The sequence below is a fragment of the Streptomyces sp. CNP082 genome, assembly GCF_059570535.1.
The window spans coordinates 1-23,151 of record NZ_JCANSZ010000027.1 but is presented as its reverse complement, the minus strand read 5'-3'; the positions used below and the strand labels follow the sequence as shown (position 1 = coordinate 23,151).

General features: G+C 73.1%; 21 protein-coding genes. 14 read left to right on the top strand and 7 right to left on the bottom strand.

Translation table 11 applies throughout. The annotated features are described in order from the left end of the window. The first annotated feature begins 71 nt into the window (after positions 1 to 71). Together B124_RS21235 and B124_RS21230 are read left to right on the top strand one after the other, a co-directional pair. Positions 72 to 1,106 (top strand): Ppx/GppA family phosphatase, encoded by a 1,035-nt coding sequence (locus B124_RS21235; RefSeq protein ID WP_496504483.1) that lies wholly within the window; start codon positions 72 to 74, stop codon positions 1,104 to 1,106. A 91-nt stretch (positions 1,107 to 1,197) separates the two neighbouring features. After that, a complete protein-coding gene (locus B124_RS21230) occupies positions 1,198 to 2,733 on the top strand; it encodes an MFS transporter (RefSeq protein WP_496504482.1) in 1,536 nt (511 codons plus the stop codon). A 27-nt stretch (positions 2,734 to 2,760) separates the two neighbouring features. Here B124_RS21230 and B124_RS21225 read toward each other — a convergent pair whose 3' ends face one another. Next, positions 2,761 to 3,339, bottom strand: coding sequence for a dihydrofolate reductase family protein (locus B124_RS21225; protein ID WP_496504481.1), 579 nt, complete (start codon positions 3,337 to 3,339; stop codon positions 2,761 to 2,763). Positions 3,340 to 3,505: 166 nt separating this feature from the next. Between B124_RS21225 and B124_RS21220 the strand changes: the two genes are divergently transcribed. The 4 genes from B124_RS21220 to B124_RS21205 all read left to right on the top strand — a co-directional run bounded on the left by B124_RS21220 (position 3,506) and on the right by B124_RS21205 (position 6,988). Continuing rightward, a complete protein-coding gene (locus B124_RS21220) occupies positions 3,506 to 4,183 on the top strand; it encodes a lytic polysaccharide monooxygenase (RefSeq protein WP_496504480.1) in 678 nt (225 codons plus the stop codon). 234 nt (positions 4,184 to 4,417) lie between these two features. Then, positions 4,418 to 5,611, top strand: a complete 1,194-nt coding sequence (locus B124_RS21215; RefSeq protein WP_496504479.1) for a hypothetical protein — start codon at positions 4,418 to 4,420, stop codon at positions 5,609 to 5,611. Between the two features lie 29 nt (positions 5,612 to 5,640). Further along, on the top strand, positions 5,641 to 6,456 hold the full coding sequence (locus B124_RS21210; RefSeq protein WP_496504478.1) for an SAM-dependent methyltransferase: 816 nt from the start codon (positions 5,641 to 5,643) through the stop codon (positions 6,454 to 6,456). Positions 6,457 to 6,631: 175 nt separating this feature from the next. Continuing rightward, complete coding sequence (locus B124_RS21205; protein ID WP_496504477.1) at positions 6,632 to 6,988, top strand: DUF1330 domain-containing protein; 357 nt, start codon at positions 6,632 to 6,634, stop codon at positions 6,986 to 6,988. A gap of 122 nt (positions 6,989 to 7,110) precedes the next feature. Here B124_RS21205 and B124_RS21200 read toward each other — a convergent pair whose 3' ends face one another. After that, a complete protein-coding gene (locus tag B124_RS21200; protein WP_496504476.1) occupies positions 7,111 to 8,007 on the bottom strand; it encodes a S1 family peptidase in 897 nt (298 codons plus the stop codon). A gap of 768 nt (positions 8,008 to 8,775) precedes the next feature. Here B124_RS21200 and B124_RS21195 point away from each other — a divergent pair. The 6 genes from B124_RS21195 to phzG all read left to right on the top strand — a co-directional run bounded on the left by B124_RS21195 (position 8,776) and on the right by phzG (position 14,804). Beyond that, a complete protein-coding gene (locus B124_RS21195) occupies positions 8,776 to 9,237 on the top strand; it encodes a PhzA/PhzB family protein (protein WP_496504475.1) in 462 nt (153 codons plus the stop codon). Between the two features lie 57 nt (positions 9,238 to 9,294). Continuing rightward, the gene (locus tag B124_RS21190) at positions 9,295 to 10,464 is read left to right on the top strand and encodes a 3-deoxy-7-phosphoheptulonate synthase (RefSeq protein ID WP_496504474.1); all 1,170 of its coding nucleotides are present in this window, start codon (positions 9,295 to 9,297) and stop codon (positions 10,462 to 10,464) included. A gap of 92 nt (positions 10,465 to 10,556) precedes the next feature. After that, positions 10,557 to 11,180: an isochorismatase family protein gene (locus B124_RS21185; RefSeq protein WP_496504473.1), complete on the top strand. Its 624-nt coding sequence runs from the start codon at positions 10,557 to 10,559 to the stop codon at positions 11,178 to 11,180. Continuing rightward, positions 11,177 to 13,195 (top strand): anthranilate synthase family protein, encoded by a 2,019-nt coding sequence (locus B124_RS21180; protein ID WP_496504472.1) that lies wholly within the window; start codon positions 11,177 to 11,179, stop codon positions 13,193 to 13,195. The genes B124_RS21185 and B124_RS21180 overlap by 4 nt, the downstream gene beginning before the upstream one ends. A 79-nt stretch (positions 13,196 to 13,274) precedes the next feature. Then, the gene (locus B124_RS21175) at positions 13,275 to 14,114 is read left to right on the top strand and encodes a PhzF family phenazine biosynthesis protein (protein WP_496504471.1); all 840 of its coding nucleotides are present in this window, start codon (positions 13,275 to 13,277) and stop codon (positions 14,112 to 14,114) included. A gap of 51 nt (positions 14,115 to 14,165) precedes the next feature. Further along, positions 14,166 to 14,804: a phenazine biosynthesis FMN-dependent oxidase PhzG gene (gene phzG / locus B124_RS21170; protein WP_496504470.1), complete on the top strand. Its 639-nt coding sequence runs from the start codon at positions 14,166 to 14,168 to the stop codon at positions 14,802 to 14,804. A gap of 139 nt (positions 14,805 to 14,943) precedes the next feature. Here phzG and B124_RS21165 read toward each other — a convergent pair whose 3' ends face one another. The 3 genes from B124_RS21165 to B124_RS21155 form a co-directional block, all read right to left on the bottom strand. Beyond that, a complete protein-coding gene (locus tag B124_RS21165) occupies positions 14,944 to 16,014 on the bottom strand; it encodes a ScyD/ScyE family protein (protein ID WP_496504469.1) in 1,071 nt (356 codons plus the stop codon). 245 nt (positions 16,015 to 16,259) lie between these two features. Next, the gene (locus B124_RS21160) at positions 16,260 to 17,267 is read right to left on the bottom strand and encodes a methyltransferase (protein ID WP_496504468.1); all 1,008 of its coding nucleotides are present in this window, start codon (positions 17,265 to 17,267) and stop codon (positions 16,260 to 16,262) included. A gap of 94 nt (positions 17,268 to 17,361) precedes the next feature. Continuing rightward, complete coding sequence (locus tag B124_RS21155) at positions 17,362 to 18,297, bottom strand: sigma-70 family RNA polymerase sigma factor (RefSeq protein WP_496504467.1); 936 nt, start codon at positions 18,295 to 18,297, stop codon at positions 17,362 to 17,364. Positions 18,298 to 18,497: 200 nt separating this feature from the next. Between B124_RS21155 and B124_RS21150 the strand changes: the two genes are divergently transcribed. Further along, the gene (locus tag B124_RS21150; RefSeq protein WP_496504466.1) at positions 18,498 to 19,019 is read left to right on the top strand and encodes a pyridoxamine 5'-phosphate oxidase family protein; all 522 of its coding nucleotides are present in this window, start codon (positions 18,498 to 18,500) and stop codon (positions 19,017 to 19,019) included. Positions 19,020 to 19,034: 15 nt separating this feature from the next. Here the strand turns inward: B124_RS21150 and B124_RS21145 are convergent, their stop codons facing one another. Continuing rightward, positions 19,035 to 19,616: a dihydrofolate reductase family protein gene (locus B124_RS21145; protein WP_496504465.1), complete on the bottom strand. Its 582-nt coding sequence runs from the start codon at positions 19,614 to 19,616 to the stop codon at positions 19,035 to 19,037. Between the two features lie 132 nt (positions 19,617 to 19,748). Here B124_RS21145 and B124_RS21140 point away from each other — a divergent pair, with 132 nt between their 5' ends. Further along, positions 19,749 to 22,823, top strand: coding sequence for an AfsR/SARP family transcriptional regulator (locus tag B124_RS21140; RefSeq protein WP_496504464.1), 3,075 nt, complete (start codon positions 19,749 to 19,751; stop codon positions 22,821 to 22,823). A gap of 62 nt (positions 22,824 to 22,885) precedes the next feature. On the opposite strand, the gene B124_RS21135 is transcribed toward B124_RS21140, so the two are convergent. After that, positions 22,886 to 23,151 (bottom strand): transposase (locus B124_RS21135; RefSeq protein ID WP_496504463.1); only part of this gene is annotated, 266 nt, incomplete at its 5' end.

Sequence of the window (23,151 nt, the reverse complement as noted above, 5' to 3'; positions counted from 1 at the left end):
CGGGCCGGAGGCAGCCGGGCCGTAAGAGGAAGGATGTCTAAAATAGCGCCGGTTGGGGTACGCGAGGCTGGATGAGAGTCGGCGTGATCGATGCGGGATCCCACACGGTGCGCCTGGTGGTCGCGGACGCGGACGGCCAGGTGCCGCTGCCCGTGCACACCGCCAAGCGGCAACTGCGCCTCGCGGAGTCCGCCGGCCCCGACGGACGGCTGGGCGACCGCGCCGTCGCGGAACTGGCCGCCGCCGTCGGCGCCGCGCGCGAGGAGGCCCGGCGCTGGGGGGTCACCGAGCCGTTCGCCTTCGCCACCGCGGTCGTACGCGACGCCCCCAACGCCCGCGACATCTGCCGCGCCGTCCGCGAGCGCACCGACGTAGTCCTGCAACTGCTGCCCGGCGAGAAGGAGGCGGAGCTGACGTTCCTGGCGGCCCGCCGCTGGATGGGCTGGCGCGCCGGGCCCATGGCCGTCCTCGACATCGGCGGCGGCTCGTTCGAGGTCGCCTGCGGCCGCAGCCGGCTGCCCGACTTCGCCGTCGCGCTGCCCCTGGGCGCCGCCCGGCTGACCCGCGAGTTCTTCGGCCGGCACGACCCGCCGCCGCCCGCCGCGGTCAAGGCCGTCCGCCGCCACGTCCGGCACCGGCTGCGGGACGTGGCCGCGCGCATCCGCTGGGAGGCGCCCCGTACCACCGTCGTCACCTCCCGCACCATGCAGCAGCTCGCCCGCCTCTGCGGCGCCGCACCCGGCCGGCACGGCCCGTTCGTCCCGCGCACGATGGCGCAGGAAGACCTCCGCCGCGCGGTCAAGCAACTGCGTGGGCTGCCCGCGGCCGAACGCGCCCGGCTGCCCGGCATCTCGCCCGCGCGCGCCAGGCAGTCGCTGGCCGGCGCCGTGGTCGCGCACACCGCGATGAAGCTGATGAGCATCGACGTGGTCACGGTCTGCCCCTGGGCGATCCGCGAGGGCATCCTGCTGCGCACCGTCGAGGAGGGCAGCGTGAGCTGGTGGACGGCCCCGGCCGGTGCGGACCCGCGCCTGCCGGCGCAGCGCAGGCAGCCCCCGGACCTCGGCTTCGACCAGCTCCGGCCGCAGATCAACCTGACGAACTAAAGCCGGGCCCGCCGGGCACCCCCGGCCGAACCGGCGGGTGGGGCGGCGCGTTGACCGCGATGGCGGCGGGCGGCGTGGTACCCCGGATCCCATGGACGCAGAGGCCCAGGACAACGACGGCGGCGCGGCCCGGGAGCGTGCGGCACGAAGACGCCACCCCGTGCTCTTCCGGGTGGCGCAGGCCAAGCTGCGGCCCAAGTGGCGGCTGAGCGACATCACCGTCACCGAGGAGCCCGAGATCCGGCGCGCCGTGCGCGCCGCCGCGCTGGGCAACGCCATGGAGTGGTTCGACTACGGCATCTACGCCTATCTCGCCGTCACCCTCGGCGACGTCTTCTACTCCGGCGCCGGCGAGGGCACCCGCACGATGCTGTCGCTGGCGACCTTCGCCATCTCCTTCGCCGTACGCCCCCTGGGCGGCGCCTTCTTCGGCCCGCTCGGCGACCGCGTCGGCCGCAAGCAGGTGCTGGCGCTGACGATGATCCTGATGGCCTCGGCCACCTTCTCCATCGGCCTCATCCCCAGCTACGACACCATCGGCCTGTGGGCACCCCTGCTGCTCATCGCCGCCCGGCTGGTGCAGGGCTTCTCCACCGGCGGCGAGTACGGCGGCGCGGCGACCTTCATCGCCGAGTACGCCCCCGACAAGCGGCGCGGCTACTTCGGCAGCTTCCTGGAGCTGGGCACCCTCGCCGGCTACATCGGCGCCTCCGGGCTCGTCCTCGCGCTCACCGCCGGCATCGGCGAGGACGCCATGGGCTCCTGGGGCTGGCGCATCCCGTTCCTCGTCGGCGGCCCGCTCGGCGCGATCGGTCTCTATCTGCGGCTGCGGCTGGAGGAGACGCCCGCGTTCGTCAAGTCCGAGGCGGGCCGGGCCACCGTGGCGGAGGTGACCGGCGGGGCGGAAGCCGCCGGGGTACTGAAGGCCGAGGGGAAGCAGGGGGCGGGGGACCTGCGGCGGATCCTCGGGGGGCAGCAGCGGACGCTGCTGCTGTGCATCGCGCTGGTGGCGGCGTACAACGTGGCCAACTACATGCTGCTCACCTACATGCCGACGTACCTCACCGAGGCCCTCGACTGGCCGCGGACCGGGCAGCTCGCCGTCGTCATCGCCACCATGGTCGCGATGATCGCCGTCGTCACGTTCGTCGGCCGCCTCAACGACCGCCTCGGCCGCAAGCCGCTGCTGATGACCGGCATGGCCGGCTTCCTCGTGGTGACGGCCCCGGCCTACGCCCTGGTGCGGCAGGGGTCCCCCCTCGCCGTCTTCGGCGGCATGCTGCTGCTCGGCGGCTGCCTGATCTGCCTGCAGGGCACCATGTCGGCGACGCTGCCGGCGCTCTTCCCCACGGAAGTGCGCTACGGCTCCCTCGCCATCGGCTACAACATCTCCGTCGCGGTCTTCGGCGGCACGACGCCCGCGGTCATCGAAGGGCTCGTGCACGTCCTGGACACGCCGATGGCGGCGGCGTACTACACCATGGGCTTCGCCGTCGTCGGCATCGTCTCGGTGTCGCTGCTGAAGGAGACCGCGGGCATGCCGCTGTGGGGCTCCCCGCCCGCGGTGGCGACGGCGGCGGAGGCCGAGGAGCTGGTACGCGCCCAGCGCCGGAACCTCGCCTCCTGACCGCCGCCGGGGGAGGAGGGCGCGGGCTCAGCCGTGCAGGGTGGGCCGGTAGATGAGTTCCTGGATGGAGCCGTCGAGGGTCCGGGTCCCGAGCAGTTCGAGGTCGAAGTCCTCCGCACCCCGGAAGACGGGGTCGAGCCCTGACCGGCCGGTGATCACGGGGAAGAGCGTCACCTGCACCCGGTCGACCAGGCCGGCGGCCAGCAGCGCCCGGTTCATCGACAGGCTGCCGTGGGAGCGCAGCGGCACGTCCGACTCCTCCTTCAGCCGGGCGACCACGTCCACGGCGTCGCCGTGCGCGACGGTCGCGTCCGGCCAGTCGAGGGGCTCCGTCAGCGTGGTCGACACGACGGTCGCCGGCAGTTGCGTCATCCGGGTGACCCACGGGTCGCGCACGTCGTCGCCCTCGGTGCTCTCGGCGATCATCTGGGCGAACAGCCGGTGGGTGTGGGCGCCGAAGACCATCCGCTGCGCCCCGCGGTACAGGCCGAGGCGGTGGTCGAGCAGCTCCGGGCCCTGCTTGCCCCAGTAGCCGGTCCAGTCGCCGCCGGCGGCGCCGAAGCCGTCGAGGCTGCTGAAGACGTCGAAGGTGTATGTGGCGGTCATGTCGTTCTCCTTGGCAGGCGGTCGGCCGGGTACGGGGGTAAGACCGGGCAGGGGGCCGGAACTCATCGCCGCACAGGTTTCGTACGGGTATGGCCGGGGGATGGGAGGAAAATGGGAGCGCTCCCATTTTCCTTTCCCCCACCCCCCTCCCGGAGGAGGAGCCGCAGTGTCATCGCTACGGAACGATCGCACCGATCCGCGGAGCCTGCCCGCCCGTGCCCTCCTGGCCGTCCTGGCCGCCGCCGCGCTCCTGCTGACGCCCTGGACCGGCGGCACGGCGCAGGCCCACGGCTCCGCCGCCGACCCCGTCTCCCGCAACTACGACTGCTGGCTGCGCTGGGGCAGCGACTTCCAGAACCCGGACATGGAGCAGCAGGACCCCATGTGCTGGCAGGCATGGCAGCACGACACCAACGGCATGTGGAACTGGAACGGCCTCTACCGCGAAGGCACCGGCGGCGACTTCGAGGCCCACATCCCCGACAACCAGCTCTGCAGCGCCGGCCACACCCAGGACGGCCGCTACAACTCCATGGACACCCCCGGCCCGTGGAAGACCTCCGCCATCGGCACCGACTTCACCGTCGACGTCCTGGACCAGGCGTACCACGGCGCTGACTACCTCTACGTCTACGTGACCCGCCAGGGCTACGACGCGCAGACCGACGCGCTCGACTGGGGCGACCTGGAGCGCGTCGCCACCGCCGGCCCGTACGGCCCCGCCAACCACTACACGGCGGACGCCAGTGCCCCCGGCCGCAGTGGCCACCACATCGTCTACACCATCTGGAAGGCGTCGCATGCGGACCAGATCTACTTCTTCTGCAGCGACGTGACCTTCTAGCGGCGCGCAGACCGCCGGTGACCGGCTCCGCCGACGCCCGGCGCGAGCCGGCCACCCCGGCACGCACGGAAGAAGACGCGGCGCTCCGGCGCCTCAACGACCCTGTGGCAAAGGGGACTCGACCGGGGAGCACGCCGAACATACGCGCGGAAGGCATATGATCAGGTACCAGTCAGTCCGGCACCCCCGTCAGCCAGGCCGGCCTCCGGCCGCCCGATCGTCACTGGATCTCACATGTCTCTGCACCACGTGCGTAGAAAGGCGGTCCCCCTCGCCGCCGCCGTAGCGATGCTGTCCGTGCTGGCCGCCTGCGGCGACAGCGACGACGACGGCGACGAGAGCAAGAACACCGCCTCCCCGGCCACCGAGGCCGGCGGCGCCACGGACCTGAGCAAGGAGTGCCCGGAGACCATCGTGGTCCAGACGGCGTGGTGGCCGGACATCACCTCCGCCGGCGCCATGTATCAGCTCCTCGGCGACGACATGGACGTGGACGCGAACGCCAAGAAGGTCACCGCCCCGCTCGTCGCCTCCGGCGGCAAGGACACGGGCGTGAAGCTGGAGTTGCGCTCCGGCGGGCCGGCGATCGGCTTCAACCCGACGTCTTCGCAGATGTACACGGACGACAGCATCCACCTCGGCATCCCGCAGGGCTTCGACGAGGCGATCCAGAACTCCGACAAGCAGCCGACGCTCGCGATCATGTCGCTGCTGGCGAAGAACCCGCAGGTCATCATGTGGGACCCGGAGAAGCACCCGGACGTCAAGTCGATCGAGGACATCGGCAAGACCGACACCACCGTCGTCTACGTCCCCACCCCCTACATGGACTACCTGACCAGCCAGGGTGTCCTGAAGAAGGACCAGGTCGACAGCTCCGGCGACGGCTCCCCGGCGCGCTTCGTCGCCGCCGGCGGCGACATCGCCACCTCCGGGTACGCCACCGAGGACCCGTACATCTACGAGGAGGAGCTGCCCGACTGGGGCAAGCCCGTCGAGTCGCAGCTCGCCTACGAGTACTACCCCAACCCCGGTCCGTCGCCGATGATCCGCCCGGCGGACAAGGCCGAGCTGGCGCCGTGCCTGAAGAAGCTGGTGCCCGTCATCCAGCAGGGTGCGGTCGACCTGATGGAGAACCCGGACCCGGTGATCGACAAGGTCATCGGGCTGCGTGACGCCTTCAAGGCCGACCAGCCGTTCTCCAAGGGCGTGGGGAAGTACTCGGTGGAGCAGATGCAGGCGCTCGACCTCGTCGCCGATCCCGGTAAGCCGGTCGGCGAGTTCGACACCGGGCGGGTGCAGGAGCTGATCGACCTCGCCGGGCCCGTCTTCGAGGCGCAGAAGAAGCCGGTCAAGGACGGGCTGACGCCCGAGGACCTGGTGACCAACGAGTTCATCGACACGTCGATCACGCTCGGCGGCGAGTGAGACCGATGGCCGCGGGTACGGAGGCAGACATGGCCGTTGACGAGACCTCGACCGAACGCGAGGGGAGAATGCCGCTGCCGGACGCGCGCAAGCCCCACCCCTCACGCTTCTGGGACTACGCGCTGGGCGGCCGGGACAACGTGCACGCCGACCGCGACCTGCTGGCGGAGGCCGAGCAGATCATGCCCGACCTCAAGGTGCTCACGCGGGAGCAGCGGCTCTTCGTCGACCGCACCGTCGAGTACTGGGTCGGCGAGGCCGGCGTCCGGCAGATCCTCGACATCGGCGGCGGCATACCCACCGGCATCTACGACAACGTCCACGAGGTTGCGCACCGCATCGCCCCCGACACGCGGGTGGTCTACGTCGACAAGAACCCCGTCGCCGTCGCGCACATGTCGGCGCTCCAGGCCGACGGCGAGTACACCGTGGCCCTCGAAGGCGACGTGCGCGACCCGGACAGCGTCCTGTTCCACGAAGCCGTCAGGTCCACCCTGGACTTCACGATGCCCGTCGGCGTCCTGCTCTCGGGCATCCTGCACTTCCTCACCGACGAGGAGGACCCGGCCGCCATCGTGGCCCGGATCCGCGAGGCGGTCGTGCCGGGCAGTTACCTGGCGGTCAACCACATCTCGTCCGAGGTCGACCCCCGGGTGCCGGCCGTCATCGAGGCGTTCCGCCGGGCCAGCGACCCGCTGATCGACCGGGGCCGCGCCGACCTGGAGCGGATCACCGACGGCTGGACGCCGGTCGAACCCGGCCTGGTTCCGGTCAGCCGGTGGCGCCCGGCGGACCGGACGCAGAAGCCGTGCGACGCCTACGGGGCGGTGCTCCGCAAGGAGTGAGGCGAACCGTGCCGCCAGGCGCGGGCGATGACGACGGCCGCCGCCGGGGACTCCCGCGGCGGCCGTCGCGCGTGCCGTGCCGGGTGCCGGGGTCGCCGCCTACCCGCGGGGTAATCGACCCCGGTCCGCTCCTCCGCGAAGAGTACGGACCGCGTCCCCGAACGGAAGGACCACCATGCCCGCCTACGTGATCGCCAGCCTCCGGGACTCCGCCCCGCACCCGGACGTCGCCGACTACATCGAGCGGCTGCCGGGCACCTTCGAGCCGTACGGCGGCCGGTACCTCGTGCACGCCACGCCGCACGAGGTGAAGGAGGGGGACTGGCCGGGGGGCGTCGTGATGATCGGCTTCCCGGGGATCGCCGAGGCGCGGGCCTGGTGGGACTCGCCGGCCTACCGGGAGCTGGCGCCGCTGCGCTCCCGCCGCATCGAGGGCGACATCATCATGGTCGAGGGCGTGCCCGACGGCTACGTCCCGACCGCCGCGGCCCGCGCGATCCGGGAGGCCGCAGCCGCGCAGGGCACCGCGTAGCGGGTGCCACCGGGCCGGCCGGCGTCGCCCGGGAACGCACGGACCCCGGCCGGCGGGTGGCCGGCCGGGGCGACGTGCTCGTGTGCCGTGTGCGCGGTGCGGGGGACTAGCGGTGCCGGGGACTAGAGGACGCTCACGCCGTAGGCGTTCAGGGCCTCGACGACCGGCTGGTAGAACGTCGTGCCGCCGGAGGAGCAGTTGCCGCTGCCGCCGGAGGTCAGGCCGAGCGCGGTGCTGCCGCTGAAGAGCGGGCCGCCGCTGTCGCCGGGCTCGGCGCAGACGTTCGTCTGGATCATGCCGTACACGATGTCGCCGCCGCCGTAGTTGACGGTGGCGTTCAGTCCCGTGACGGACCCGCCGTGCACGCCGGTGGTGCTGCCGCTGCGCCGGACGGACTGGCCGACCGAGGGGTTGGCCGCGGAGGTGATGTCCTGGTACGACCCGTTGTACAGCGAGACCCGGCCGTCAGCCGCCGACGGGTTGGAGTGCCGGATGATGCCGTAGTCGTTCGTCGGGAAGCTGGTCCCGGCCCTGGTGCCGATGCTCCACGAGGAGCCGATGTTCGTGCAGTGGCCGGCGGTCAGCGCGTACGCGGTGCCGTCCGAGCTCGCGACGTTGAAGCCGAGCGAGCAGCGGGAGCCGCTGGTGGTGATGGCCTCGCCACCGGCGATGTACTTGGTGAACGTGCCGTTGGTGCGCTGGACGTCCACGGCTCCGGCGTTGTCGCCGGCCGCCTCGGTGATCCGGTCCACTTCGGCCGCGGAGACGGTGCTGTCGACGGTGACCACGACGGTGTCGGTGGCGCGGTCGACGTACCAGGCGGTGCCCGCGACGTCCGCTTCGCCGACCGCGAGGTCGACGGACCGGAGCTCTGCCGCGCTGAACGAGGGTGAGGCTTCCTGTGCGTTCGCACCCGCGGGCAGCGCCAGCGCTGCCACGGCGGCGAGGCCGGCGGTCGCGGTGATCAGCCGCAGTCTGCCGCGGGAAGCCTCGGTGGGGGTGGTGCGAGAGATCTTCACAGATGTCTCCTCTGGTTTGGGGGAACCAGGACTCGAGGTGACGAGCCCATGAGACACCGTCAGCGGCCCGGCTTTTGCCGTGCCCCTGACACGTCGTAGGGGAGTCTTGGGCACGCGGCGGCGAAGCGCAAGACCGCCCCGCCCCCGGATCACCCCTGCGCGCCCGCCCCGCGCCCCGGGGCTGCGCTCCCGCCGCACGCGCCGGTGCGCGTCGGCAAAAGCCCGCCGTATCAGGCCCGGTGACGACTGACCCGGCGACTTTCAGCCGACTTTCATGACCGCGCATAATCGTCGCCACGGCACGGGGCGCTGTGTATTGCATAGAAGGCTGAAAACAGATTGGCAAGTCCTTGCCAGGCGTCCGCGCTATGCCGCTCACTCGTGTTGGAGGGGCCCGGCGGACGGTTATGGTGCTGGAGCAAGACCGGACCCCGACAAGGAGTAAGGAGGCACGACCCGGTAGTGCGAGTTTCAGCTCGATCTGCCATCGTGGCCGCACCTCCGGTGCCGCACTTCCGTATCCCGAGTATCCGGCCGGCGCGGCGGCTTGCCCGCGGCGCGTCCAGGCCGCCCGGAAGTTCCAGCAGGGCCCGCTGAACCGCGCGGGACCGCTCGATTTCACCGGCTGAGTTCGGGGGGACCAGCCGGATCCGAAGCCTCTTCGACACCCATGTCCCCGGCGGCCGTTGACCGTGTTCAGGACGACGGAGTCCGTACGGCCCGGGCACCGCCCGGGTGCCACCTGAGTAATAGGGAGTGAGACCACCCATGCCCAGCGAAAAAGAGGTACGTGACCACAACCGCGCCATCGTCGACACGTACATGCACTGCCGCGGCCAGGACCGGCTGGAGCGGCACCTGCTGTTCACCGAGGACGGCACCGGCGGGCTGTGGACCACCGAAACCGGCGAGCCCATCGTCATCAGCGGTCGCGACACCCTCGGCGAGCACGCCGTCTGGTCGCTGAAGTGCTTCCCCGACTGGGCCTGGATCAACATCGAGATATTCGACACCCAGGACCCCAACCGCTTCTGGGTGGAGTGCGACGGCGAAGGCCAGATCCGCTTCCCCGGCTACGAACCGGGCCACTACCGCAACCACTTCCTGCACTCCTTCCTCTTCGAGGACGGAAAGATCAAGCAGCAGCGCGAGTTCATGAATCCCTGCCAGCAGTTCCGCGCCCTGGGCATCGAGGTGCCCTCGGTGCGCCGCGAAGGCATCCCGACCTGAGCACTGCCGTTCAGCCGACCGCGATCCCCGATACGCACACCCGGCAAGGGGGGCAACGTGCCTACGTCAGTCCAGGAGTTCCACGCGCGACCCGCTCTCCAGCAACCCGAGTGGGAGGACGCCGGCCAGGTGCGACGGGTACGCGAGGCCCTCGACGCCGCGCCGCCGCTCGTCACCGGCGACGGCGCGGCACGGCTGCGCCGCGCCCTCACCGAGGTCGCCGAGGGACGCGCCCATCTCATCCAGGCCGGCGACTGCGCCGAGGACCCGGCGGAGTCCACGCCGTACCACGTGCGGCGCAAGAGCGCGCTGCTCGACGCGCTCGCCGGCACCGCGTCCGAGATCACCGGCCGTCCCGCCCTGCGGGTCGGCCGCATCGCGGGGCAGTTCGCCAAACCCCGTTCCAAGCCCGTCGAGCAGATCGGCGGCGTCACCCTGCCCGTCTACCGGGGGCACATGGTCAACGCCCCCGAGCCCGACGCGCAGGCCCGGCGCCCCGACCCATGGCGCATCCTCACCTGCTTACGCGCCGCCCAGCACGTCGTCCGCGAACTCGACGCCGTCAACGCCGGCCGCCCCGACCCCGAACGGGTGTGGATCAGCCACGAGGCGCTGCTGCTCGACTACGAGACGCCGATGCTGCGGCGCACCGAAACCGGCGAGCGGTACCTCGCCTCCGCGCACCTGCCGTGGGTCGGCGAGCGCACCCGCCAGCCCGACGGCGCCCATGTCGGCCTCCTGGCCGGCGTCGTCAACCCCGTGGCGTGCAAGATCGGTTCGGGCACCACGCCCGACGACATCACCGAACTCGCCGCCCGCCTCGACCCCGCCCGCAGCCCCGGCCGCCTCGTGCTCATCGTCCGCATGGGCGCCGGCTTCGTCGCCAGCCGCCTGCCCGCGCTCGTCCGGGCCGTCCGCACCGCCGGACACCCCGCCGTGTGGATCTGCGACCCCATGCACGGCAACACGATCACCGGCCCCGACGGGGAGAAGACCCGTCTCATGGGCACGATGCTCACCGCGGTCCAGGACTTCTGCGCCGTCCTGGACGCCACCGGCGGCACCAACGGCGGACTCCACCTGGAAACCACCCCGGACCAGGTCGCCGAGTGCGTCACCGACATGGCCGCCATCGGCTCGCCCGGCCGCCGCACCAGCTTCTGCGACCCCCGGCTCAACCCCGGTCAGGCCCACCGGCTCGTCGCCGCGTGGGCCCACGCCCGCTGACGGCGCCACCGGGCACCCGGGGCCGTCCCCGGCCCCTGCCGCGCGGCCCGGACCCAGCCCGCCCCCCACCGCACTCTGAAAGGAGCCCCACCGTGGTCGGCATACCCGTCATCGACCCGTACGAGCTGCCGACGGCAGAGACCCTGCCGGCCAACCTGGCGGCATGGACCCCCGATCCCGCCCGCGCGGCGCTCGTCGTCCACGACATGCAGCGGTTCTTCCTGCGCCCGGTGCCCGAGCCGGTCCGCTCCCAGCTCGTCCACAACGCGGCGCTGCTGCGCAAACGCGCCGCGGAACTCGGCGTACCCGTCGCCTACTCGGCACAGCCCGGCGGCATGACACCCGAAGAGCGCGGCCTGCTCGCCGACTTCTGGGGCCCCGGCATGCGCACCGCCCCCGAGGACCGCGAAGTCGTCCCCGAACTCGCCCCCGCAGAAGGCGACTGGCTGCTGACCAAGTGGCGCTACAGCGCCTTCTTCAAGTCCGGGCTGCTGGACAGGCTGCGCGCCGAGGGCCGCGACCAGCTCGTGCTCTGCGGCGTCTACGCCCACGTGGGCGTGCTCGCCACCGCCGTCGACGCCTTCACCCACGACATCCAGGTGTTCCTCGCCGCCGACGCCGTCGCCGACTTCAGTGCGGAGCAGCACCGCATGACCCTCGACTACGTGGCCCGGCGCTGCGGCATGGTCGTCCCGAGCGCGGAGATATTCGCATGACCACCGCCCCCGGCCCCCGCCCGGACGCCGCCGGCCCCGGGCTGCTCGACCGGCTGCTGAGCGGGCCCCTCCCGCCGGCGTACGCGCTCCTGCACCGCCCCGAAAGCGGCACCCCCGGGACCGTCGACGTACTCGTCGGCGACCTCACCCACCCCCCCACCCTCGCCGGCCTCCCGCTGCCCGCCCCGGCCGCCCCGCCCGCGGCCACCGCCCACCGCACGCTCCTCGTCGTGCCCTACCGGCAGCTCACCGAGCGCGGCTTCGCCGCCCCCGACGACGGCGCGCCGCTCATCGCCGTGAACGTCACGGAACAGGCCACCGTGCCGCTCGCCGACGCCCTCGCCCGGCTTCCCGGCACCCCCGCCGCGCTCACCGGCCACCGCTTCGACCTCTCCGACGAGGAGTACGCCGACGTCGTACGGCGCGTCGTGACCGGCGAGATCGGCACCGGCGAAGGCGCCAACTTCGTCATCAAACGCACCCTGTCCGCCGATGTCGGCGGCGATCCCGCCCGCGCCGCGCTGACCGTCTTCCGGCGGCTGATCTCCCTGGAACCCAGCGCCTACTGGACGTTCGCCATCCACGCCGACGGCCGCACCTTCGTCGGCGCCACCCCCGAACGGCACCTCTCCGTCCACGAGGGCCGCGCCGTGATGAACCCCATCAGCGGCACCTACCGCTACCCCGCGGGCGGCCCCACCCTCGACGGCCTCACCGCCTTCCTGCGCGACCGCAAGGAGACGGACGAGCTGTACATGGTGCTCGACGAGGAACTGAAGATGATGTCCCGCATCTGCACCGCCGGCGGCCGGGTCACCGGCCCCGGGCTGAAGGAGATGGCGCGGCTCGCCCACACCGAGTACTTCATCGAGGGCCAGACCACCCGCGACGTACGCGACGTGCTGCGCGAGACGCTCTTCGCCCCGACCGTCACCGGCAGCCCGGTGGAGAGCGCCGCCCGCGTCATCGCCCGCCACGAACCGCACGGCCGCGGCTACTACAGCGGCGTCGCCGCGCTCGTCAGCGATGAGCCCACCGGCAGCCGCACCCTCGACTCGGCGATCCTCATCCGCACCGCCGACATCGCGGACGACGGGCGGCTCTCGCTCTCCGTCGGCGCCACGCTCGTCCGCCACTCGTCCCCCGAGGGCGAGGCGGCGGAGACACGTGCGAAGGCAGCCGCGCTGCTCGACGCCCTGGGCGCGGACGGCACTGACGGCGCGGCCGACGCGCAGCCCGGCCCCGGCCAGGCCGCGACGTCCGCCGCACCCGCCGCCGGGGCCAAGACCGCGCCGCCCGCGGGCGCCGCCGTCCCGCCCGCCCCGCGCTTCGCCGACCACCCCGCCATCCGCGACGCGTTACGCGGGCGCAACACCGGAATCGCCGGCTTCTGGCTCGCCGGAACCGCCGCCCGCCCGCTGACCGTGCCCGCGCTGGAGGGCTTGAAGGTCCTCGTCGTGGACGCCGAGGACACCTTCACCGCCATGATGGTCCAGCAACTCGAAGCCCTCGGCCCCACCGCCGAGGTGCGCCGCTTCGACGAGCCGCACGCCGTGGACGGCTTCGACCTCGTCGTGATGGGCCCCGGCCCCGGCGACCCCCGCGCCGCCGCCGACCCGAAGATCGCCGCGCTGGACACCGCCGTCGCCGGTCTCCTGCGCCAGCGCACCCCGTTCCTCGCCGTCTGCCTCAGCCACCAGGTGCTCAGCCTCCGCCTCGGCCTCCCCCTCGTCCGCCGCAGCCGGCCCAACCAGGGCCTCCAGCGCGCCATCGACCTCTTCGGCCGCCGCGAACACGTCGGCTACTACAACACGTTCGCCGCGGTCAGCCCTGACGACGACCTGGACGTACCCGGCGTCGGCCGGGTCCGCGTCAGCCGGGACGCGGCCACCGGCCAGGTCGACGCCCTGCGCGGCCCCCGCTTCGCGTCCTTCCAGTTCCACGCCGAATCCGTCCTCACGGTCGACGGCCCCCGGCTCATCGGCGACGCCCTCCTCGGCGCGCTCGGCCGGTGAGGCCGGAAGCGCCCGCCACATGAGCCCCGCCGCCGGGGCCAGACGACGAACCCGTATCCGCCCGTCAGGAGTGCCGCACATGCCCGAACTCGACTACATGCTGGTGGACGCCTTCTCCCGCAGGCCGCTGCACGGCAACCCCGTCGCCGTGTTCCTGGACGCCAGGGAACTGACACCCGACCTGATGCAGCGCATCGCCCGGGAGATGAACCTCTCCGAGACCACCTTCGTGCTGCCTCCCCGCGACGGCGGCGACGCCCGCATCCGCATCTTCACCCCCGTCAACGAACTGCCCTTCGCCGGCCACCCGCTGCTCGGCACCGCGGTCGCCCTCGGCGAGACCCGCAAGCAGGACGAGATGCGCCTGGAGACCGCGATGGGCGTCATCCCCGTCCAGCTCACCGACGACGAGGGCGCCGTCAAGGTCAGCATGCGCCAGCCCCACCCGGTGTGGGAGCCCTACGCCGAAGCCGGCGAACTCCTCGCCGCCCTCGGCGTCGACACCTCCGTCGCCCCCGTGGAGGTCTACCGCAACGGCCCCCGCCACGTCTTCGTCGGACTGGAAAGCGTCTCAGCGCTCTCCGCGCTGCACCCCGACCACCGCGCGCTGTCCGCGTTCCCCGACATGGCCGCCAACTGCTTCGCCGGCCAGGGCCGGCAGTGGCGCGCCCGGATGTTCTCACCCGCGTACGGCGTCGTCGAGGACGCGGCCACCGGCTCGGCGGCCGGCCCGCTCGCCATCCACCTCGCGCGGCACGGCCTGGCCGCGTACGGCGAAGAGGTCGAGATACTCCAGGGCGTCGAGATGGGCCGGCCCTCCCTGATGCTCGCCACCGCGGAGGGCGACGGTGACCAGATCCACGCCGTCCACGTCGGCGGCAACGGCGTCACCGCAGGACGCGGCACCCTCTGCCTCTAGCTTCCCCCGACCGCGGGCGCCCGGCTGGCGGCCACCGCAGAAAGGCATGAGATGCACACAAGCAGGTTCGAGAGCCTCACCGTCGAGAACGACCCGGACTTCCCCGAGTACGACAACCCGCCCGCCGACCCCGTGGGTCTCCTGAAGCGCTGGCTGGACCGCGCCGACGAGCTCGAGGTCCGCGAGCCCAGGGCGCTCGCGCTGGCCACGGCCGACAAGAGGGGCCGGCCCTCCGCGCGCATCGTGCTCGTCAGCGCCGTGGACGAGCGCGGCGTCCTGTTCACCACCCACGCCACCAGCCGCAAGGGCCGCGAGATCGAGGAGAACAACTGGGGCGCGGGAGTGCTCTACTGGCGCGAGACCGGCCAGCAGGTCAAGCTCTCCGGACCCGTCGAACCCGTCCCCCTCGCCGAATCCGACAGCCTGTGGCAGGCCCGGCCCGTTCCGCTGCACGCCATGTCCGCGGCGTCCCGGCAGAGCGAGCCGCTCGCCGACCCGGCGGCGCTGCGCGCCGAAGCCGAACGCCTCGGTGCGGGCAGCAAGCCCCTCGCCCGCCCCGAGCGCTTCTGCGGCTACCGGCTGCTGCCCCACGACGTCGAGTTCTGGGCCCACCGCCCCGACCGGCTCCACCTGCGGCTGCGCTACGACCGCGAGGGCGACGGCTGGACCTCCGTCCGCCTGCAGCCGTAGCCCGTACGGCCCCGCAGCCGCCGCGAGCGTACGACGCGGACGGCGCGGGGCCGGCAGTGGGCGGTTGCCTCCCATGCCGACGGACGCCCGCCTCGAAGGCAGGGCGTCCGCCGGACGGGGGTGGAACAGGCGAATGGGATCAGGAGGCCGGGAACTTCAGGAGCTCGCCCTGGTCGCTCAGCGCGTTGTTGGTGACGTAGATGTCGCCGTTCGGAGCGATGTCCAGGCCCATGGTCAGGGTCAGGCTGTCACCAGTGTCGATCTTGGTAAGGGCGCCCGTGTCCTTGTCGATCCGGGTCAGGGCAGCGGTGTACGGCACGCTCGGCACGTTGGGGTCCGTGGCGTACGACAGGGCGACCAGGTTGCCGTCGGGGTCGACGTCGAGGTCCATGACGCCCGTCAGGCCGGTGGCGAGGACGGTCGGCTCGCTGCCGGGCTCGTAGTGCCAGATGCGGCTCACACCGGGCCGGATGCCGCTCATGTCGGACATGTAGAAGCTGCCGTCCGGGCCGGGCACGATGCTGGTGGGCACGCCCTCGACCTCACCTGGAGGCACCATCGTGGACACCTCGCCCTCGGCGGTGGGCAGGAGGTTGTTCGGGAAGACGAACTCGGTCTCCATCGTGCCGTCGGGGTGGACCCGGATCAGGGTGTTGGCGGCGGAGTCGGTGACCAGGAAGTCCCTGCCGTCCCTGACGTAGTGCTGCGGGTTGGCGAGGATGTCGTTGTTGCCGAGTATGGAGTCGGGGTCGTTCTCGCCCTCGTACGCGGTCAGGTCGCCCAGAACCCTGCCGTCGGAGGTGGCCAGCGTGCCGAGCGGCTCCGCGCCCGCGCCGAGCGCATCGCGGGATTCGGGGGTGCCGCTCAGACCGTAGACCACGTAGTACTTGCCGTCCGGCGCGGCCCCGACGTGGTTCGCGCCGGCGATCACGCCGGAACCGTCTGCCCGGATGATCAGCTTGGAGGGCAGGCCGGTGGCGACGTGCCTCTTCTTGTTGCCCTTCACCTGGAGGATGGCGCCGTCGAAGCCGAGGCACTGGGCGCCCGGCTCCGTGCAGGGATTGTCCGGGCCCATGCCGGACTCCGCGACCAGGATCGAGCCGTCCGGCTGGAGCGTGACATCACGCGGGTTCTCCAGCCCGCTCGCCAGCACCACCGGCTTCAACGCCTTGGGCGTGCCCTTGCCGGACGACGCGGCCTGACTCGGCATGGCACCGGTCGTGAGGCTGCCCACCACTGCCGCCGCAAGGAAGGCCCCCGCCCAAGACTTGCTTGCTCTTGACATGTCTCTCCTCAACTTGGCACGCCCCCGCAGTCAGGGGCGCTGCAACCGGCGTCACCCTAGACGCGGAGAGCCTCATTCGTCCTACAACGAATTGCCGTCTATTTAGCGGGAGTTAGCCAGAGCGAACGGTGCCGCACGCCGGCCGCCGGGAGGGGAGACACTGCCGGATCTCAGCCCTTCGCCGCCTCGATGACCGCGGCGTGCGGCGAGACGTGCAGCACCCGTGCCGGCGCCAGTCCCGCCTTGCGCATCAGGTCCTCGTACTCCGCCTGCGTCCTGGCCTTGCCGTTCAGCACGGTCAGCATCACCATGTCCACGGTCTTGCTCGGGTGCGGCTCGTTACCCTCCGGCACCAGGGCGTTGACCATGAGCAGCCGCCCGTGGTCCGGCATGGCCTGCCGGCAGGTCTCCAGGATCCGCACGCACTGGTCGTCGGGCCAGCTCGCCAGCACGTGCTTGAGGATGTAGACGTCCCCGCCCTCCGGCACCCCCGAGAAGAAGTCACCGCCCACCGCGCGCCACCGGCCCGACAGCTCCGGCACGTCCAGCACGTGTCCCGCCACCACCGGCTCGAGATCCAGCAGCGTGCCCTCAAGATGCGCGTTGCGCCGCAGAATCGCCCGGAGCTGCCCGCCGCGACCGCCCCCCACGTCCACCACGGTGCGCGCGGATCCGAAGTCGTAGGCCTCGGCGACCTGATCGCTCAGCGCCTCCGAGAACGACGCCATGCTCGCGTCGAACTGCCTGCCCAGCTCACGGTTGGCGGACAGATACCGGTAGAAGGGCATCCCGAACGCGTCCTCGAACGGGTTCGCGCCGGTGCGGACCGCCTCGCGCAACCCTGCCGCGGCACGCCAGTAGATGTCGTGGCCGCGCACGTCTACGTAACTGCGCATCGACCCCGGCACGTCCTCGCGCAGCAACTCCGCCATCGGCGTCAGCGCGAACCGGCCGTCGTCCTCCTGCCGGAACACACCGTGAGCCGCCAGGAAGCGCAGGAGCCTCGCCAGATACGGGCCGTTGAGCCCCGCCTCCGCCGCCAGGTCGTCCGCGCTGCGCGGACCGCCGGCCAGCAGATCCGCGATCCGCCAGTGCGTGGCCGCGTGCAGCGCGGCAGACCGCAGATAGCCGACGGATAAATCCATCAACTGCTCGGTGAGATCGGTAGATTCGTCCATGCCTATACCCTAGGTCGCACATGCAACGCCTGACAGAAGGCCTCCGGTGGCAGGATCTTGTTACGCCCTGCCCGGGCGGCCGGCGGCCGGGCGGCTACGGGAAGACGATGCCGAGACCGTCGAGATCGGCCTTGATGTCGATCGCCGTGATCCTGCCGTTCTCCGTGGCGAAACAGAACGCCACGTGCGGCCGTCCGCGCTTGACCCACACCAGTCCCGCCGCACCGCCGATCAGCGCCGGAGCCGGATTCCACGTCCGGCCCGCGAAGACGCGCGTCACCGCGTCCGCACCGCGGATCTCCGGAACGTCCGTGACCGGGTGCCTGCCGCGCCGCCCGGCCTCCCGGCTCATCAGCATCGCCGCCGCGTCCGTACGCAGCACGATGTCCGGAGCCAGCAGCTCCAGCAGCGCCTCGAAGTCGTCCTCACGGGACGCCGCGAGGAACGCCGTCGCCAGATCCGGCTGCCCGGCCGGCAACGGGCCGCCGGCGGCGCAGGTGCCGAGGGCCTCCCTCCGCGGCAGGCTCGGCGTCGACCGCTGCATACGCCGCCGCGCCTGACGGGCGAACTGCCGCGCCTCGGCGGGGGAGCAATCGAGTACCGTCGCGACCTCCTCGAAGGGCACCCCGAACATGTCGTGCAGCACGAACGCCAGCCGCTCGGCAGGAGTCAGCGCATCCAGGACGACCAGCAGGGCCAGCCCCACCGAGTCGGCGATCACCGCCTCCTCTTCCGGATCGACCGGCCACGACTCGTCCTGCGGATCGTCCCCGTCCGTCGTGTCCGTCCCCGTCTCGGGCCGGGACCTGCGGGACTTCAGCATGTTCAGCGACACCCGGGCGACGATCGTCGCGATCCAGTCGCCGAGGTTCTCCACCTTGCCGGTATCCGAGCGGCTGAGCCGGATCCACGCCTCCTGGACGGCGTCGTCGGCTTCCGGGACAGAGCCCAGCATCCGGTAGGCCATCGCGTGCAGCCGGGGCCGATCGGTCTCGAAACGCTCCGCCAACCAGTCTTGTTCTCTCGTCAACGATCCGGTCCTCTCCCGCAGCCTGTCATGTATCTGACCGGCGGGAACGTGCCGATGTGACGAGTCGCGAAGAGATCCGGCCGAGGGCGGGAGCAGCCCGCAGAGGGGGACGCCCCGCCGTCCCGCCGCCGTCCGCGGCGGATACGTACCCACCCCACCCCGTACCCCGTCCCCCGCATCCCGCCCGCTACCGTGACCCGATGCGTGAAACCCCCGAGGAACTCCGGCGGCTGCAAGAACTGCTCGACACCTCCCTGGCCCGCTCCACCGACCACCTCCGCTCCATCGTCAGGACCGGCCGTACCCTGACGGCGGACCAGCTCACCCGCGTCCTGACCGGCATGCGCACCCTCGCGCTGTCCACCGTGACCGCCAAGGGCGAACCCCGCATCAGCGGCGCCGACGGCCACTTCCTCCACGGCACCTGGTACTTCGGCACCGCCCGCACCGCGGCCAAGGCCCGGCACCTGGCGGCCCGGCCCGCGGTCAGCGTGGCGCACATGCGCGGCGAGGAACTCGGCGTGTTCGCCCACGGCGACGCGGTCACTCTCAACCCCGCGGCGGGGGAGCCCGACCCCGAATGGCCGGAACTCCTCGCGTACTTCAAGGACTTCTACGGTGAGAACGCCTTCCGCTGGGACGAGGAGGTCGTCTTCTACCGGCTCCGCCCGCACTGGATGACGGTCTTCGCGCCCGACGCCGCGGCATTGGGTGTCGCGTAAGCCGGGCGCGGGGGCTCACTTGACGATGTCGTAGAGCAGGTGGGTGGCCTGCGGGGTGTCGGTGACGCGCGCCGTCCGCAGCCGGACGTGCCCGTCCCCGAGGTGCTCCAGCAGCCGGGAGCCGCCGCCGAACAGCACGGGCACCAGGTGGATCCCGATCTGGTCGACCAGTCCGGCGCGGACGAACTGCCCGGCGACGTCCGGGCCGCCCATGAGGAGCACGTTCTTGCCGCCGGCGGTCTCCTTCGCCTGCCGCAGCGCGCTCTCGACGCCGTCGGTGACGAACGTGCAGACGCCGTTCTCCGGCACGTCCGCGGGCGTCCGGTGCGTCACGACGAACAGCGGCACCCGGGCGGCCCCCGTGGGTCCGTCAGCCCCCCACCCGCGGATCGATTCGTCGTAGGTCCGCCGCCCCCCGATCATCGCGCCCGCCCGGGCGACCGCGCTCGCCAGCAGCTCGCCGTTGTCGCCCTCGGGGTGCAGCGCCCAGTCGTGCAGCCGTTCGCCGCCCCTGCCCAGCGGCTCGTCGGGGGTCGCGCCGGCCGCCTTGACGTAGCCGTCGAGCGACATGCTGATATCGAAGATCACCTTGCCCATGGGGGCTCTCCCTCGTCGATCGCGGGTGCGGAACGACTGAGAGCCTGGCGCGCCGCGGGTGGCACAGTGGTGTCACCGCGGTGAAACACGCCGCGGGGAGGGACCGCAGGTCCGGGGAGGGGGGCGATCCGCGTGCTGAGCGTCGAGTTGCTCGGGCCGCTGCGCGTGGCGGTGGCGGGGCGGCCGGTCGAGCTGCCGGCCGGGCGGCTGCGCGCGCTGCTGGCGGCCCTGGCGCTGGCCGCCGGCCGCCCGGTCTCCACGGCGCACCTGGCCGACGCCGTGTGGGGCACGGAGCTGCGCGGCGACCCGGGCACCAACGTCCGTACGAACGTCATGCGGCTGCGCCGCGCCCTCGGCCGCCCCGGCGGCGCCCTGATCGCCGCCCGTGACGGCGGCTACGTACTGCTGGCCGAGCCCGGGCAGGTCGACGCCCTGCGCTTCACCGGGCTCCTCGACGCCGCGGCGCCGGGCGGGTGGGCGGAACGGGACCGGCTGGCGGCGGCGCTGGCGCTGTGGCGCGGTACGCCGTTCGACGGCATCCGCTCGGACCGGCTGGAGGGCACGGAGGCCCCGGCGCTGGAGGAGCGGTATCTGACGGCGGTGGAGCGCTGCGTGGACCTGGACCTGGCACCGGGCGCGGATCCGCTACGGGGCCGGGGCGCGGGCCGCGGCGGGCCGTTCGCGGGTCCGGCAGACGGTACGGGGACGCAGACCGGCCCCGGCACGGCGGCCGATGCGCCCACGGCGTACGGCAGCGCCCCCGCGGACCGTACCCGCGCGGCCGAAGCCGCCGACCCCACCGGACTCGCGTCCCTCGCCGCGCTGGCCGAACGGCACCCGCTGCGCGAGTCGCTGTGGGCGCGCCTGCTGCGCGTGCTCGACGCCGCCGGGCGGCCCGCGGAGGCGCTGGAGCGGTACGAGACGATCCGCCGCCGGCTCGCCGCGGAACTCGGCGTCGACCCCAGCCCCGAGCTGCGACGGGTGTACGCCGGCCTCCTCAACGCGGAGGCGCCGCCCGACGACCGCCGGGTGCCCCGGCAACTGCCCGCGGCCACCGCGGCGTTCGCGGCCCGGGAGGCGGAGACGGCGGCGCTGGCAGCACTGCTGGACCGACCGCCGCACGCCCCCGTGATCGCCCTCGTCTCCGGCACGGCCGGGGTCGGGAAGACGACCCTCGCCGTCCACTGGGCGCACCGCGTCGCCGACCGCTTTCCCGACGGGCAGCTCTACGCCGACCTGCGCGGCTACGACCCCTCCGGCGATCCCGTCCGACCCGCCGCGGCCGTACGGGAGTTCCTCGGCGCGCTGGGTGTGCCGCCGCACCGCGTGCCCGACGGGCCGGCCGCGCAGGCGGGGCTCTACCGCAGCCTGCTCGCCGGGCGGCGCGTGCTCGTGCTGCTCGACAACGCCCGCGACGCCGCGCAGATCACCCCGCTGCTGCCGGCCGCGTCCGGGTGCCTGGTCCTCGTCACCACCCGGGACCAGCTCCCGGGGCTGGTCGTGTCGTACGGGGCGCAGCCGCTCGTCCTCGACGTGCTGGCGCCCCAAGCCGCCCGGGAGCTGCTCGCCGCCCGTCTCGGCCGGGACCGGCTCGCCGCCGAGCCCGCCGCCGCCGACGAGATCGTGCGGCGCTGCGCCGGGCTGCCGCTGGCGCTGGCGATCGTGGCCGCCCGCGCCGTGCTGCACCCCGCGCTCCCGCTCGACGCCCTCGCCGGTGAACTGCGCGACGCGCTGGGTGCGTTGGCGCGTACCGCCGACGTACGGGCCGTGTTCTCCTGGTCGTACGAGACGCTGAGCGACCCGGCGGCGCGGCTGTTCCGGCTCGTCGCCGGGCTGCACCCCGGGCCCGACTGCGGCACCGGGGCCGCCGCGGCGCTGGCGGACGTACCGGCGGCGCAGGTGCGGGGGCCGCTGGCGGAGCTGACCCGTGCCGGGCTGCTCACCGAGCGCGCCCCGGGCCGCTACACCTGCCACGACCTGCTGCGCGGCTACGCCCGCGAACTCGGCGAGGCCCGCGACCCGGCCGCCGGCCGCGCCGACGCGGCGCACCGCCTCGTGGACTGCTGCGTCCGCACCGCGGAAGCCGCCGCCGGCCGCCTCCCCGGCAGCCCGGAACCGGCCGGCTCCGCCACCCCCGCGCCGCCGCCCGCCCACCCCGCGGAGACGTCCCCCTCCGCCGACCACCCCGGGAACACCGGCTCCACGCCGGCCCGCCCGGGGACCCCCGAGCCCGCGGCGGCCGACCCCGGCCCCGCCGGTCCCGTCACCCCCGCCGCCCCGGCCCGCCAACCCGTCGCCCCCGCCCCCGGCTTCGCCGCCCCCGACGACGCCGTTGCCTGGCTCGGCGCCGAACGGACCGCCCTGCTCGCCGTCCTCGGCCTCGCCGGCCGGCTCCGGCTTGACGAGGACGTGTGCCGGCTGGCCCGTGCGCTGTCCGTCTTCCTCCACCGGAACGGCCACTGGCACGACCGCGCCGACGCCCACGAAGCCGCCGTCGCCGCCGCCCGGCGGCTGGGCGACCGGGCGGCAGAGAGCCGCGCGCGGCGCGACCTCGGGGCGGCACTGGCCGACCTGGGCCGGTTCGACGACGCCCACGGCCACCTCGACGCCGCGCTGGAGTGCGCCGGCGACAACCTCGACGGGCAGGCGTGGACGCACTACCAGCGCGGCATGGTGCACGCTGTCGAGAACCGCGGGGCCGACGCGCTGCGCGCCGTCCGCCGGGCCCACGCACTCTTCGAACTGCTCGGCGACCAGGCCGGGCAGGCGAGCGCGCTCACCGACCTCGGCTGGCACCACGGCCGCACCGGCGATCACGACAGCGCGCTCGACCTCCTGCGACGGGCCCTCGTGCTGCACCAGAAGCTCGGCAACCGCCCGTACGAGGCGCACACCTGGTCCTGCCTCGCCGACGTCCGCCTGCGCCGCGGCGAGCCCGCCGAGGCCGTCGCCGGCTACGTCCAGGCGCTCGACGCCTTCCGGGCCGTCGGCGACGTATACGGGGAGGCCAGCACCCTCGCGCACCTCGGCGTCGGCCACCGGCTCGCCGGCGAGCCCGCAGCCGCGGACGCGCACTGGCGCCTGGCCCACGCGCTCCTCGCCGGCCTCGGCCCGTCCGCCGCCGAGCAGGTCCACGACCAGCTCACGGTCTTCGACGCCGCCGCCGCGGACGCGTTCCGCCACGCGCCGGGCGCACGGCCGTCGTAGGCGCGAGCCCGCCCGGGACGGATCGCCGTCCCGGGCGGGGCCGGTGGATGCTCTTATGGATGTCAAGCGGCGGTGGTGAGCTGTTCGGCAGTGGTGGTGGTGGTGTTGGCCGGGGTGGTCAGGACTTGGTAGATCTCGCGGGCGATGTACCGCTTGAGGCAGCGGATGATCTCCTTCTTGGACAGGCCGTCCTTGGTGCGCCGCTGCGTGTACTCCTTGGTTCGCTGGTCCCAGCGCAGGCGGCAGAGCACGATGCGGTAGAGCGCGGAGTTGGCCTGCCGGTCGCCGCCGCGGTTGAGGCGGTGGCGGTGGGTGCGGCCTGAGGAGG

Bases quoted from the DNA above. Each gene is read 5' to 3' on its own strand.
- B124_RS21180 (WP_496504472.1), top strand. From the start codon at position 11,177: ATGACCACCGCCCCCGGCCCCCGCCCGGACGCCGCCGGCCCCGGGCTG.
- B124_RS21150 (WP_496504466.1), top strand. From the start codon at position 18,498: ATGCGTGAAACCCCCGAGGAACTCCGGCGGCTGCAAGAACTGCTCGAC.
- B124_RS21175 (WP_496504471.1), top strand. From the start codon at position 13,275: ATGCCCGAACTCGACTACATGCTGGTGGACGCCTTCTCCCGCAGGCCG.
- B124_RS21230 (WP_496504482.1), top strand. From the start codon at position 1,198: ATGGACGCAGAGGCCCAGGACAACGACGGCGGCGCGGCCCGGGAGCGT.
- B124_RS21145 (WP_496504465.1), bottom strand. From the start codon at position 19,616: ATGGGCAAGGTGATCTTCGATATCAGCATGTCGCTCGACGGCTACGTC.
- phzG (WP_496504470.1), top strand. From the start codon at position 14,166: ATGCACACAAGCAGGTTCGAGAGCCTCACCGTCGAGAACGACCCGGAC.
- B124_RS21165 (WP_496504469.1), bottom strand. From the start codon at position 16,014: ATGCCGAGTCAGGCCGCGTCGTCCGGCAAGGGCACGCCCAAGGCGTTG.
- B124_RS21225 (WP_496504481.1), bottom strand. From the start codon at position 3,339: ATGACCGCCACATACACCTTCGACGTCTTCAGCAGCCTCGACGGCTTC.
- B124_RS21160 (WP_496504468.1), bottom strand. From the start codon at position 17,267: ATGGACGAATCTACCGATCTCACCGAGCAGTTGATGGATTTATCCGTC.
- B124_RS21235 (WP_496504483.1), top strand. From the start codon at position 72: ATGAGAGTCGGCGTGATCGATGCGGGATCCCACACGGTGCGCCTGGTG.
- B124_RS21210 (WP_496504478.1), top strand. From the start codon at position 5,641: ATGGCCGTTGACGAGACCTCGACCGAACGCGAGGGGAGAATGCCGCTG.
- B124_RS21205 (WP_496504477.1), top strand. From the start codon at position 6,632: ATGCCCGCCTACGTGATCGCCAGCCTCCGGGACTCCGCCCCGCACCCG.
- B124_RS21195 (WP_496504475.1), top strand. From the start codon at position 8,776: ATGCCCAGCGAAAAAGAGGTACGTGACCACAACCGCGCCATCGTCGAC.
- B124_RS21215 (WP_496504479.1), top strand. From the start codon at position 4,418: ATGTCTCTGCACCACGTGCGTAGAAAGGCGGTCCCCCTCGCCGCCGCC.